At 32.3% G+C, this 13,435-nt stretch carries 11 protein-coding genes and 1 tRNA gene; 6 read left to right on the forward strand and 6 right to left on the reverse strand.

Features of this window, described 5'->3' with window-relative positions:
* Positions 1–334 precede the first annotated feature (334 nt).
* The 6 genes from ACZ5N4_RS22235 (at position 335) to ACZ5N4_RS22260 (ending at position 6,383) form a co-directional block, all read left to right on the forward strand.
* Positions 335–1,258 carry an ABC transporter permease gene (locus ACZ5N4_RS22235; RefSeq protein WP_464204675.1) on the forward strand — a complete coding sequence of 308 codons (924 nt, stop codon included), beginning with the start codon at positions 335–337 and terminating at the stop codon, positions 1,256–1,258.
* A gap of 12 nt (positions 1,259–1,270) precedes the next feature.
* Positions 1,271–2,233: an ABC transporter permease gene (locus ACZ5N4_RS22240; protein ID WP_464204676.1), complete on the forward strand. Its 963-nt coding sequence runs from the start codon at positions 1,271–1,273 to the stop codon at positions 2,231–2,233.
* 15 nt (positions 2,234–2,248) lie between these two features.
* Positions 2,249–3,259 carry an ABC transporter ATP-binding protein gene (locus tag ACZ5N4_RS22245; protein ID WP_464204677.1) on the forward strand — a complete coding sequence of 337 codons (1,011 nt, stop codon included), beginning with the start codon at positions 2,249–2,251 and terminating at the stop codon, positions 3,257–3,259.
* Complete coding sequence (locus ACZ5N4_RS22250; RefSeq protein WP_464204678.1) at positions 3,259–4,236, forward strand: ABC transporter ATP-binding protein; 978 nt, start codon at positions 3,259–3,261, stop codon at positions 4,234–4,236. Before ACZ5N4_RS22245 ends, ACZ5N4_RS22250 begins: the two co-directional genes overlap by 1 nt.
* A 95-nt stretch (positions 4,237–4,331) precedes the next feature.
* Positions 4,332–5,984: a peptide ABC transporter substrate-binding protein gene (locus tag ACZ5N4_RS22255; protein WP_464204679.1), complete on the forward strand. Its 1,653-nt coding sequence runs from the start codon at positions 4,332–4,334 to the stop codon at positions 5,982–5,984.
* Between the two features lie 207 nt (positions 5,985–6,191).
* Entirely contained in the window at positions 6,192–6,383 is a 192-nt protein-coding gene (locus ACZ5N4_RS22260; protein ID WP_464204680.1) for a hypothetical protein, read from the forward strand.
* A 107-nt stretch (positions 6,384–6,490) separates the two neighbouring features.
* On the opposite strand, the gene ACZ5N4_RS22265 is transcribed toward ACZ5N4_RS22260, so the two are convergent.
* From ACZ5N4_RS22265 to ACZ5N4_RS22290, 6 genes are all read right to left on the reverse strand, one after another.
* Positions 6,491–7,849: a peptide MFS transporter gene (locus ACZ5N4_RS22265; RefSeq protein WP_464211030.1), complete on the reverse strand. Its 1,359-nt coding sequence runs from the start codon at positions 7,847–7,849 to the stop codon at positions 6,491–6,493.
* Between the two features lie 600 nt (positions 7,850–8,449).
* Positions 8,450–9,799 carry a peptide MFS transporter gene (locus tag ACZ5N4_RS22270; RefSeq protein WP_464204681.1) on the reverse strand — a complete coding sequence of 450 codons (1,350 nt, stop codon included), beginning with the start codon at positions 9,797–9,799 and terminating at the stop codon, positions 8,450–8,452.
* 419 nt (positions 9,800–10,218) lie between these two features.
* Positions 10,219–11,286, reverse strand: a complete 1,068-nt coding sequence (locus ACZ5N4_RS22275) for a M24 family metallopeptidase (RefSeq protein WP_464204682.1) — start codon at positions 11,284–11,286, stop codon at positions 10,219–10,221.
* A 290-nt stretch (positions 11,287–11,576) separates the two neighbouring features.
* Positions 11,577–11,653, reverse strand: a tRNA-OTHER gene (locus tag ACZ5N4_RS22280).
* A 391-nt stretch (positions 11,654–12,044) separates the two neighbouring features.
* Positions 12,045–13,061 (reverse strand): hypothetical protein, encoded by a 1,017-nt coding sequence (locus tag ACZ5N4_RS22285; protein ID WP_464204683.1) that lies wholly within the window; start codon positions 13,059–13,061, stop codon positions 12,045–12,047.
* Between the two features lie 104 nt (positions 13,062–13,165).
* Positions 13,166–13,354, reverse strand: a complete 189-nt coding sequence (locus tag ACZ5N4_RS22290; RefSeq protein WP_464204684.1) for a hypothetical protein — start codon at positions 13,352–13,354, stop codon at positions 13,166–13,168.
* Between the last annotated feature and the right edge of the window lie 81 nt (positions 13,355–13,435).

Genomic DNA, 13,435 nt, shown 5'->3' on the forward strand with positions numbered 1-13,435 from the left:
TTATTTTAAGCAAAATCTTTTTTCTAAAAAATTCATTGACGAATAATTATTTTGACTATTTTTGGCAACCATCAAATCCAGTAGTATCAATTGACACAGCTTTCACACTATGATAACATTATGTAAAACATACTACTTCTAAAGAATTGTTCATTGATAATTGAATATTATATAATTAAAAATTTCTTTTTTCTAAATAATCCATCAAAGACGATATGTCATATTTATGCATATCTTGTTTTAAATTTCAATAAAATTCCAACAAATAATGAATAAATATTTATTTTATTATTTAAAATTTCACAACTAAATCATAAAAATTGGGGGTTAAAATATGATCAATTATATTCTAAAAAGATTATTCTACAGTATCGTTACTATTTGGGTGGTTATCACTCTAACCTTCTTTTTAATGCACAAAATACCTGGCGGGCCTTTTGATGCAGAAAAAAAATTACCTGCTCAAGTTCAAGCAAATCTCGAAGCAAAATTTGGGCTTAATAAACCTCTTGGAGAACAATATACAACTTATCTAAAAAATGTTGTTTTACATGGAGATTTTGGTCCTTCAATGAGGTATGAAGGAAAAAGCGTAAATGAAGTTATAGAATACTCTTTTCCTGCAACAGCAAAACTTGGACTGTGTTCAGTAGGCTTTGCACTTATAGTAGGATTATACATGGGAATAACTGCTGCACTTCATCAGGGAAAATGGCAGGACAACCTCTGTATGGTTGTTGCTACTTTAGGAGTAACAGTTCCAAGCTTTGTTATGGCAACCTTCTTCATTTATTTTTTTGCGGTTAAATTAGGGTGGCTTCCTGCCGTCGGCTTTGATGGACCAGAAAACTTAGTATTGCCAGCAGTCGCTCTCGGCGGATATGCTACTGCATTTATCGCTAGACTTTCTAGATCAAGCCTTTTAGAAGTTATAAGACAAGACTATATAAAAGTTGCTAAAGCTAAGGGATTAGCAAAGGCAAAAATAATTTATAAACATGCCCTTAAGAATTCATTAATACCTATAATAACATACCTAGGACCTCTTCTTGCTGGTGTACTTACCGGAAGCTTTGTAATAGAAACATTATTTGGAATACCTGGGCTAGGAAGAGAATTTGTACAAAGCATAGGTAACAGAGATTACACCACTACTCTAGGAGTAACTATCTTCTACAGTACCTTATTGGTAGGATGTAATCTATTAGTAGACTTATTATATGTAACAATAGACCCAAGAATAAAACTAGAGAGTTAAGGAGGTCACAAAATGCAAGCAACTAAAAATTTAGATGAAAATTTAAACATAACAGTATCTAATTCTATAACAAAAGATATGTTTGAAAAAGTTCCTTCTGCAGATAAAAATTCTGAAGCTATAGTAAGGCCAAGTCTCACATACTGGCAAGACGTTTGGAGAAGATTAAAAGAAAATAAACTGGCTATGATAGGACTAACATTTGTTATATTAATTACAATTATTGCAATTATAGGTCCTTTACTTTCAAAATACAACTACTACTCACAGGATCTAGATATGGCCAACCAACCTCCAAGTGCAGCTCACTGGTTTGGTACAGATAAATTCGGAAGAGACATTTTTGTTAGAATACTTTATGGAGCAAGAATATCTTTGGCAGTTGGATATGCAGCAAGTATTCTTAACATAGTTATAGGTATTTTATATGGAGGTATAGCAGGATATTTCGGTGGAAAGATAGACAACTTCATGATGAGAATAGTAGATATCCTATACTCCATCCCTATGATGATATACGTAATACTTTTAATGGTTATTTTCGGTGCTGGATTAAAAAGTATCATAATAGCCCTTTCAATAGCATATTGGTTAACTATGGCAAGAATAGTAAGAGGACAGATTATGTCTTTAAAGCAGCAAGAATTCGTTCTTGCCGCTAAAACATTGGGAGCTTCTTCTATGAGAATACTTTTAAGACATCTTATTCCTAATTGTATGGGCCCAATAATCGTAACTCTCACACTGTCAGTACCAGAAGCTATATTTACAGAATCCTTTTTAAGTTTTATAGGCCTTGGTGTTTCCGCACCACAAGCATCTTGGGGAACACTTGCATCAGAAGCATTAGAAGGATTTCAACTGTATCCAACACAGTTGTTTTTCCCAGCCTTAGCAATCTGTTTAACAATACTGGCATTTAACCTACTGGGTGATGGTTTGAGAGATGCTTTAGACCCTAAGATGAGAAAGTAATAGGAGGCTTTTATTATGGAGAAATTACTTGAAATTAAAAATTTACACACATCATTTTATACTCATGTCGGAGAAGTAAAAGCCGTAAGAGGAGTTTCTCTAGATTTAGATAAAGGAGAAGCTATCGGAATAGTTGGAGAGTCAGGCAGTGGTAAAAGTATTACTATGATGTCTACCATGAAACTTTTAACTGATAATGGAAAAATAACAGAAGGTCAAGTATTATTTGACGAAAAAGATTTATCTAAATTACGAGAAAAAGAAATGGAAAAAATAAGAGGAAACGAAATAGGGATGATATTCCAAGACCCTATGACTTCACTAAACCCAGTTTTCACTATAGGTGAACAATTGATGGAACCTCTTATAAAACATAAAAAGATGAGCAAAACTGATGCTTTCAACAAAGCGGTAGAAATGCTTAAATTAGTTGGAATCCCTAGTCCCGAAAAAAGAATGAAGCAGTATCCGCATGAATTTTCCGGCGGTATGAGACAAAGGGCTATGATTGCCATGTCTCTTGTATGTGCTCCAAAACTTTTAATAGCAGACGAGCCTACTACCGCACTAGACGTTACAATTCAAGCACAAATTCTTGAACTTATGAAAGACTTAAAAACTAAGATAGATATGTCTATAATTCTGATAACCCATGATCTTGGTGTAGTGGCAGACGTATGTAACAGAATCTATGTAATGTATGGTGGAACCATTGTAGAAAGCGGAACCTCAAGAGACATATTCTATAATCCTAAACATCCTTATACCTGGGGACTTCTAAGAAGTGTACCAAATCCTAAGGAGGATATAAAAGAAAGATTAAAACCAATTGAAGGCACACCACCGGATCTTTTAAAGCCACCTGCTGGATGTCCCTTTGCTCCAAGATGTGAATACACATTAAAAATATGTTTAACCGAAAGACCTCCCCATTTTGAAATCAACGAGGGCCATTGTTCTGCCTGCTGGTTAAATCACCCTGATGCACCAAAGGTTGAAGCTAACATCGAAAGGGGGAATTCATAATGGAAGATAAAAAAGTACTATTAGAAGTAAAAGGATTAAAAAAGTATTTTGAAATAAGAAAAGGGCTTTTAGCTAACAAAAAAACATATGTGAAAGCTGTAGATGATGTTTCCTTTGCTATAAATAAAGGTGAAACTTTAGGCCTTGTTGGTGAATCTGGCTGCGGAAAAACAACCACAGGTAGAACTGTTATAAAACTCTATGAACCAACAGCTGGTCAAATAATTTACAACGGACAAGACATTGCTAAGTTGTCACCTAGTCAAATTCTTCCCTACAGAAGAAAAATGCAAATGATATTTCAAGACCCTTATGCTTCACTAGATGCAAGAATGACTGTAGGAGATATAATAGGCGAGTCTCTTGATATACATGGGTTAATGAGAGGTAAAGAAAGAGAAGAAAGAATTCACTACCTTTTGAGTAAGGTTGGATTAAATAGAGATCATGCTAGCAGATATCCACATGAGTTTTCTGGAGGGCAAAGACAAAGAATCGGAATAGCTAGAGCATTAGCCGTTGAGCCTGAATTTATAGTATGCGATGAACCAATCTCCGCTTTAGACGTATCTATCCAGGCTCAAGTAGTTAATATGCTTGAGGATTTGCAAGATGATTTAGGTCTTACTTATTTATTTATAGCTCACGACCTTTCAATGGTTAAACATATATCAACAAGAATCGGAGTTATGTATCTAGGAAAAATGGTAGAACTAGCTTCCAGTAATGAATTATATAAGAAACCATTGCATCCATATACTCAAGCTCTTTTATCTGCTATCCCTGTGCCAGACCCTGATATGTCTGCAGCAAATAAAAGAATTATGCTTGAAGGGGAAACTCCATCTCCTATTGATCCACCACCTGGATGCAGATTTAAAGGTAGATGTAGATATGCAAAACCAATATGTTCAAAGACAGAGCCCGAATTGAAAGATTTAGGCGGCGGTCATTGTGTAGCATGTCACCTCTTTTAAAAATGCACATTTATTTTAATCTCTAATCAAGTGAATACAGATACTAAATTCTGTATCTATAAAATATATGAATATATTTAATAAGGAGGGCTATTATGTTAAAGAGTAAAAAGTCTAAAATGCTTGCATTGCTTGTTACTATAGCAGTAGCAGGTTCGGTATTTGCAGGCTGCGGCAGTAAATCAACTCAAGGTACTGCCAGCGGGAAAAAAGTAATTAAAGTTAATATTGGTGCTGACCCAAAAACCATTGACCCAGGTTTAAACAATTCTGTGGAAGGTGCTAAAGTTATATGTAACGCCTTTGAAGGGTTAACAAACTTAGATAAAGATGATAAACCAATCCCAGGTGTAGCAGAGAAATGGGAAGTCTCCAAGGATGGCTTAACCTATACATTCCATTTAAGAAAAGATGCAAAATGGTCTGATGGAAAACCTGTTACTGCAAAAGACTTTGAATATGCTTGGAAGAGAGCTGCAGATCCAAATACTGCATCTGAATATGCTTATCAAATTTATTATGTAAAGAATGCTGAAAATTATAATAAGAAGAAAGCTACTGCTGATGAGGTAGGAGTTAAGGCCACAGATGACCAAACTCTTGTAGTTACTCTTGAAGGTCCTACACTTTACTTCTTATCACTCACTGCTTTCCCTACTTATGCTCCTGTAAGAAAGGATATAGTAGAGAAAAACCCTAAGGATTGGGCTAATAAAGCCGAAACATATATCTCTAACGGCCCATTTGTTATGAAAGAATATAAACCAAAAGATAGTTTAAACTTTGAAAAAAATCCTAACTACTGGAATGCTAAGGATGTAAAGCTTGATAGAATAGAATTTAAAACTTTAGAAAATGAAAGCAGTTACTTTGCTGCATTTAAATCCGGACAATTAGATATGCTTGATAAACCACCTGCACAAGAAACTCCTAATTTATTAAAGGATGGTACTGCAGTAGCTTATCCTTATCTAGGAACATACTACTATAATCTTAATGTATCACCAAATGCAGAAAACGTTAATGCAGAAGCTGCTAAAGTATTAAAAGATGTTAGAGTAAGAAAAGCTCTTACTTACGCTATAGATAGAACTGCTTTAGTTGAAAAAGTAACAAAATCTGGTGAGAAGCCAGCTACTAGTTTTGTACCAAGTGCAGCAAGTGACTCTAACGGTGGTAAATTCAAAAATAAAGAATACTACCCAGCAACTGCCGATGTTGCCCAAGCTAAAAAACTCTTAGCTGAAGCTGGATATCCTGATGGACAGGGATTCCCTAAGTTAGAAATATTATATAACACAATGCAAGGACACCAAAATGTGGCTCAAGCTGTTCAAGATATGTGGAAGAAGAATTTAGGTATAGACGTTCAATTAAGAAACGTTGAAAGAAAAGTTCACTTAACTGAGCTAAATAAACGTAATTATCAAATTGCTAGAGATGGATGGATAGCAGATTACAACGACCCAATGACATTCATTGATCAGTTTACTATTGGCAATGAACAAAACCACCCTGGATATGCTAATGCAGAATTTGATAAATTAATTAAAGCTGCTAAAGCTGAAGCGGATGCAACAAAACGAGTAGCTTTAATGCATCAAGCAGAAGATACAATCATGAATGATATGCCATTCATACCTTTATATGAGTATACTGAAGTTGTTTGTATGAATAAAAAACTTAAAAATGTTCATGTATCACCACTTGGATTCTTCTACTTTAGAGATGCTGATTTAGAAAAATAATAATATAAAAAAGGACTAGTTTTAATGCTAGTCCTTTTTATATAGGGATAATAGACCAAAAGTTAACTTTCTAATTAATTCCTCCATGTAGGGTTTCACAATCAAAACTTATCTCCATAATATTATGATAAATTCAGTACATTAAAATCTTTTACTTTATATAAATTTTATATTTTAATGCATACTATACAATGGAGGTGTTTAACCATGAAAAAAAATTCTTCAAACGATGTAGCTTTATCTACACCTGCTATAAAAGAATCTTTAGGAGAAAGTACAGCAGCAGGCCTTACTAGTGATTTTGGACCTGGATATGATGGTTTAGCAGGTGATACTCCTCTCCTACCTAATTATAGTAATCCAAAAAAGCATAAAGAAATTCACTCAAAAATAAAGTAATCAAATGTAAAAAAAGGATGACTCCAGTACAAAACAGAAGTCATCTTTTTCTATTTTAGAAAACAAAACTGTTATAATCAGCACCAGCTGTTTACCACTTATGTGATTTACACAGCCTCAGCTTTAGCTGGTTCTTTATCTTCAAGCAGGCCTACAAGCTTCTTATCAAAGAAGAACAACAATACTGAGGATACAAACAAAATAATCGGAATAATAACATATGACTGCATAATTGGGAATTTTGAAGCAAACTCATATAAATATCCATAGGATTTACCTGCTATGAATGAAGCCAAAATCCAAACCCCCATTAATACAGAGTAAATCTTGTTCGGTGCATATTTAGTAACAAATGAATTACCAAGTGGTGAGAATAACATTTCACCTATACTAAGTAGAATACCAAATGCCACGATCCAAATAATGTTTGCCTTAGCTGTAGCAACTCCACCTCTTGAAAGTTCTGCAAATACAAGCATCAAGAAGGATAACCCTAAGAATCCAAGACCTAGAGCTAACTTTTTAAACAAACTTAAATCTCCTTTAGGACCCTTGGACATCTTAAACCATAATGCAGCTAAAACTGGTCCAAGAGCAATACATACTAAAGCGTTTAAAGAGTCGAACCATGAAAGTGGCACTTCAAATCCGCTCACATTCATATTAACAAATTGACCACCGTAATCATAAACAGCAAGATAAGTCAAGTACCAGAACACCCAGAACACAACTGAGAATAAGGATACTAAAACAATAGCAAATACTTTTCTTTTTTCCACCTTTGTCAATGGTTTAACTTCTTCTTCTACTTTCTTTTCTACATGCTTACCCGCTTTGAACGGTTTTTTACCTGCTTCTCCAAGGAATTTCATACCGAACAAAAACCATAGAGCATCAATAGCACAAATAATACCACATAATTGAAACGCAGGTCTGAAACCTTGAACACCGCCATGAGCAAAAGTAGTTGCCACAAGAATACCTACAAAGGTTGTTCCGATAAATGAACCAATATTTACGAAAGAATACTGAACCGAAAATGCTGAATCCAGCTGTCTTTCGTCATCAAATAAAGAACCATTTATTGCAGAAACGTTACCTTTGAAAAGGCCTGTCCCAATAGCTACAAGGGTAACCATTAAATTCATGGTTGTCACAGTTGTTGCAGTTCCACCTAGAAAATACCCTACACCCATCAAAGCTAATCCAACCGGAACACAGTATCTAGCTCCGATGTATCTGTCAGAAATATATCCGCCAACAATAGGTGCAAGATAGGTAAAGGCAACAAGATTTGATTGAATAAGTGCAGCTTCAACTTTTGTAAGACCCAATCCACCTGTTACTACTGTAGCAGCAACGAAAACAAATATCAGGTACTTAGCAGAATAATACGCCATTCTTTCGAGCATAAACGCGATGGAACAAACGTAGAAACCAAAAGGGCGTTTGTTTTTTACTACCATTTCACTCATAATTTTTCCTCCAATCTTATTTTTAACTTTTCCTGTATAGGATTTCAGCCACGCCCATTCTTCATCGCCTAGGTGCTCAGCTAATCTCTCGTACACAAGTTTATGATAACTGTTTAAACACAGTTTCTCATCATTATTAAAGTCTCTTCTGTGGCTATGGCATCTAAATGGATCTATCGATGGCACCTTTGCTGCCAGTCTCGAAGAATTCTCCAGCATACTCGCTTTATAACTTCTTCTTATTTTTAATTTATTCTATTAAGACTTACACCCTTTAGAAAACGCTTACATAGAACCTATAATTTACCATAATCCGAAATGTTAAATAATATCAAAAATACTTATATTTTAAGTATTTTTATAATTTTATGTCTTTTTTTGCTCACAACTAATTATTGCACATATGCTAGAAAAAATCAAGCTATACTAAAATAATTTTACTTATACTAAATTTAATTTTTACTATTTTATCAATATAAAAATAAAAATAAACATATTCGTATTATAATCCCAAATACAAAAGGAACTGTCTCATAATAGGAATCGATTCCTATTATGAGGCAGTTCCGCCCTACATACTTATTTATTAAATTACTCAGTAAGTTCTGTAATCTTCTTATTACAAGCAAACAGTATAACTGCACCAACAAGAAGAATACTTGGTATAGCTATAAATACCTCCATAGTTCCTAGTTTTGCTATAAATGTTTCTATATATCCTGATCCCTTTTGAGCTACGAAGGTAGCGAAGAACCATACACCCATTAGTAATGATAAATATTTAGCTGGTGCAGTTCTACTTACTACTGATGTTCCTAGTGGTGAGAAACATAGTTCTCCTATAGTTTGGAACCATGTAAACATTAATATCCATAAGATACTTGAGTTAGCGCCTTCTCTTCCACCTCTTACAAATTCAGCTCCTACCATAACTAAAAATCCTATAGCTAAGAATATATATGCCAAAGCTATCTTTTGTGTCATAGTAAGATCTCCATTTTTTCTTTTCTTAGAAAGTTTCATCCAAATTGCAGCCATTGGTGCTGCTAAGACAACACAAAGTAATCCATTAAAGGAAGTTGTAGTCCATGTAGCTGGTACTTTAAAGCCTCCTACATTAAAGTTTGTATACTCATTGATATATAACAATAAGGAAGCTTCTGCTTGATTATAGAACAACCAGAAGAATATTGAGAATACTGCTAAAATAAGAATAACAACAGTTTGATTTCTCTCCTTTTTAGTTAGAGGCTTGCTATGATCTACTTTCTCTGCTCCTTTATTACCCTCATTAGCAAAGCAATTAGGTTTCTTTCCTGCATCACCTAAATGTTTACAACTTAAAACAAATATAATTCCTGAAAATAAACAAACTAATGCTGCTAATAAATAACATCTTCTAAATTCGCCTAAATACAGATACATACCACCCATTATAAAAGATCCAAAGAAAGCTCCTCCATTAACAAAGGAATAAGTAATTGAAAATGCCATATCCTTACGCGGATCATCCTTTTCATATAATTCACCAACCATAGTATTTATGTTTCCTTTAAATAAACCTGTACCAATAGATACCACTATGATAAGTGCATTGATCCATGCTGCACTAGTAGCAAAATAACCGAAAGACCAACCTATACTCATAATAATTGAGCCTAATATTACGCAATATCTTGGTCCTAACCACCTGTCCGCAACAATACCTCCAAATATTGGAGCCAGGTAAGTGAAAGCTCCTAGGTTTGCTGCTATAATTGTTGCTTCTGTTTTAGAAATGCCTAGTCCTCCTTTTGCTATTGCAAATGTTAGGAAAAGAACTAAGATCGGCTTACCTCCATAGTAAGCAAACCTCTCAAAGGTAAAGGTTAATCCTAACCCATAAAGTGCCGCAGGATGCTTTTGCTTTACCTCTACCGGAGTAGATGTTTGTCCATTCATAAAAAACCCTCCATTCTAGATAATAAATATATGACTGAGTTAAAAACTCATATCATGTCCCCCCAAATACTATTATTGAATATAGCTTCATATGAACTACTTTGACTTTTATTAAAATATAATGCTTCAATTATTTTTACATTTATGTATTATTTAATACAAAATTACATTTATTACAACTAATATTAATTATTACACAAATTTCATATTTTTGCAAGATATTTTTTCAAAAATTTTATTTATACTTAAATTTTCTTATATTAATTTTGAATTATTACACATATACTTAAATAATTTTCATATTTATACAATTATATGCAAGATTATCATTTTAAAATTTCATTATATTTATGAAATATAAAGCAAGGATTTCCATTTTCCGAAAGTCCTTGTTTAATCGATAGTAACTCTAAGTATTTTTATACACAAATTAAATCTTTAGAAGACTTAGTTAGTCTTTCATTTCCTGTCTCAGTTACAATAATTGTATCTTCTATTCTTACTCCACCCCAATTAGGAATATAAATTCCTGGCTCTACAGTAATAATACAATTCTTTTCTATTATCCTATCTCCATTTTTGCCAAGAAAAGGCTGTTCATGTAGCTCTCTCCCTACACCATGTCCTATACCAGGATAATAATATTCGATATAATCCTTCACAATTTCTCTTATTTTATCATCAGGTGCTTTTGATGTAACTCCTGCCTTTATTGTATCTAACCCAACCTGTTGTGCTTTTTTAACAACATTATATATTTCTATCTGTTTTTCATTCGCAGTACCAACTACTATAGTTCTTGTCATGTCAGATGTATATTCCTTATACAATGCTCCAAAGTCTAAAGTAACAAAATCACCTTTTTCTATAACTTTATCATTTGGCTTTCCATGAGGCAGAGATGTTTTTTTGCCGGAAATTAATATTGTTTCGAAACCAACTCCACTTGCTCCATTTGATTTTATTATGTATTCTAGCTTGGCAGCTACTTCATTTTCTGTCATTCCAGGTTTTATAAAGTTTAATATATCTTCAAAGGATTTATCTGTGATTCTAGAAGCTTCCTTTAGTATTTCTATTTCTTCTTCATCTTTTACATATCTTAAATCTTCTATTACATTATTAGTAGAAATAAGCTCAACATCAGGCATACTATTTTGAAGTTTATCATATAAGTCATAAGAGGTTGCAGCTCTTTCAAATCCAAGTTTCTTTATACCATTGTTTTTGCATATTTCCTTAACTGCATCTACAACACTTGTCCCAATCTTCTGCCAATTTACTATTTGAAAACCTTTACATTTCTCTTGTGCAAGTTCAAAGAACCTTCCATCAGTTATAAAAAACTGCTTATTTGTACCTATTAACGCATATGCAGCTTCATCAGAAAATCTACTTATATAATTCACATTAGCTCTTTTTAATAAAAACAAAGCATCCCATTCATTATCTTTTAATATCTTTTGTGTTTTATTTAACCTTTCCATTTTACATCCTCCTTTTATTAAATGTTTTGTAAATATCGTCCAATTAAATTATATCATAATTTCCATGTATCAGAAACATAAAAATAAAATTTTGTCTTATTTTTTGTTTTTATATTTAAAAAAATTTAGTTATAGTAAAATTTTATAACTTTTATTAATGAATATTTTATAAATATGAATTTTAAATATAGAAAAATTACCAATATAGCATTAAATATATTTTTCAGCAAAATAAAAAAAGCTTTCAAAAAATCTTAAAAATTCTTTCAAAGCTTAGCTTATAACAATATTGGCGGGAATATGTGGGAATCGAACCCACCCAACGAAACTCATGTTTTTCGTTTTTTACATTCAACTAATAAAACCCTTTGTTTTTAATACTTTAAACACATTTTATGATTGAAATAAATTATTTGTTTTCACATAAATTTTAACATTACTGCACATCTATTGCACGAAAATTTTTGTATTTTTAATTGCATGTAAAGCCTGTATTTTCAGTATCTATCGTTATATAGAAGAATCAAATTATTTTATAAATTATATACTAAAAATTCATAGAAAAATATCTTCATTAAATTAATATAAGAACAACTCTCTCAAAAGCCACGTAATCAATTTTAATAGTATAAGCCATATATATTTATACCTCTTAAAATTACATTGTTTATATAAGTCTTTAATCAACCATAAATGCCGAAACTATTTTTTTATATGCAACATGCTAGGTTCAACTAATCTTCTAATGTAAATTTAAACTACTGTTTAGAGAAAATCTCATACATATTCTTTCTATTTGGATCGTTAAATAGATTATATTGTACAAAGTCAAAACTGCTTTGTATTTTACTTGAATCAGAATACAATACAATTCTAGGAATATAGTCAAATTCTAAATCCAATTCAACAGACATGCAGTTATAATCTAAATCATAATACTGCTTATATCCTTTATGTCTGTCGCATGGAAAATTTTCTACAAAATTAGTATTATAAATTGGTTTAAAGTAATTTATTAGTGCTGCTTCTGTTATATTAATAACTTGATTATATAATGGTAAATTTAAAAGACCATTTTTAAAGTGTTCACTTTCTTCTTTCTCGTTAGCTGAGTATTCCTTAGTTATTCCATCAAAAGTAGTATTTAACATAGGGGTCATTTCTAAAAGCAGTATAAATATCCTTTTATCTGGATATTTACTATGGCAGTCAGTTAATATTTTCTGTAGAGTTTCATGTGATGTAAGCCTATCTTGTGCAAGTCTTTCACCATGTTTTCCATATGCCTGCCCTATATATAATACCTTCATTTCTAAAGGATCACCTTTTGCATATAAATACTGATTTAAAAATACTTGTGCATCTATTGGGGTATTGCAGAGATTTATAAACTCTTCTTCACTACAGCCTAACGCACGTCTATTATTTTCATAATAACTTTTTAAAAAGCTATTTTCAATCTTACAATTTAATTGAGTGTATGGATACCTAACATTAAATTGTATATTATTATGATCAAGACCATCTATTAAAGATACTTTTTCAATTTTATATTCTATTTCTTCTCCTCTATTTATTTGTTTTATAGAAAAATCTATGCTATCTTCCTGAGTAACAATGCTATCTTTTTCAATGATAATTCTCGGGACACCTAATATCATATATATGTGATATTTTGCATCATCCTGTACTTTATCTAGGTGTTCTACTGGAATTAATGTCTTATATGATGTATATACATTCAGACCGAATTCTGTGAAATACTTCCTCAACACTTTCGCCTCTCTATCTTATCATTTTTAACAAATAAAATGTTATAATTAACTTTAATTCTTACTATTCTCTCTATAACAATAAAAAAGAACCATTCGGTTCTTTTTTAGAATGGCAATATCTCATCCATACCTGCATCTTTAAATTCTCCTTCTGTTGGCTGTCTCATCACATAAGATGTTGAAGATAATATAATATTTTTGTACTCTTCATAAGCAGACTTGGTAATTTTCCTTCCATCATATATATTGTTCATTACAGCCATCCAATGCTTTAAAAATAAAACTGGATTCATAAAATCCGTTAAGTCTTTCCATCCATCAGAACCATTTTTACCAACTCTAGTTCTTTGTAATATCTGATCACATCCCCCCTT

The organism is Clostridium nitrophenolicum, assembly GCF_055391695.1.

Coding starts and splice junctions, on each gene's coding strand:
- ACZ5N4_RS22235 (WP_464204675.1), top strand. CDS start 335: ATGATCAATTATATTCTAAAAAGATTATTCTACAGTATCGTTACTATT.
- ACZ5N4_RS22240 (WP_464204676.1), top strand. CDS start 1,271: ATGCAAGCAACTAAAAATTTAGATGAAAATTTAAACATAACAGTATCT.
- ACZ5N4_RS22245 (WP_464204677.1), top strand. CDS start 2,249: ATGGAGAAATTACTTGAAATTAAAAATTTACACACATCATTTTATACT.
- ACZ5N4_RS22250 (WP_464204678.1), top strand. CDS start 3,259: ATGGAAGATAAAAAAGTACTATTAGAAGTAAAAGGATTAAAAAAGTAT.
- ACZ5N4_RS22255 (WP_464204679.1), top strand. CDS start 4,332: ATGTTAAAGAGTAAAAAGTCTAAAATGCTTGCATTGCTTGTTACTATA.
- ACZ5N4_RS22260 (WP_464204680.1), top strand. CDS start 6,192: ATGAAAAAAAATTCTTCAAACGATGTAGCTTTATCTACACCTGCTATA.
- ACZ5N4_RS22265 (WP_464211030.1), bottom strand. CDS start 7,849: ATGGTAGTAAAAAACAAACGCCCTTTTGGTTTCTACGTTTGTTCCATC.
- ACZ5N4_RS22270 (WP_464204681.1), bottom strand. CDS start 9,799: ATGAATGGACAAACATCTACTCCGGTAGAGGTAAAGCAAAAGCATCCT.
- ACZ5N4_RS22275 (WP_464204682.1), bottom strand. CDS start 11,286: ATGGAAAGGTTAAATAAAACACAAAAGATATTAAAAGATAATGAATGG.
- ACZ5N4_RS22290 (WP_464204684.1), bottom strand. CDS start 13,354: ATGAATCCAGTTTTATTTTTAAAGCATTGGATGGCTGTAATGAACAAT.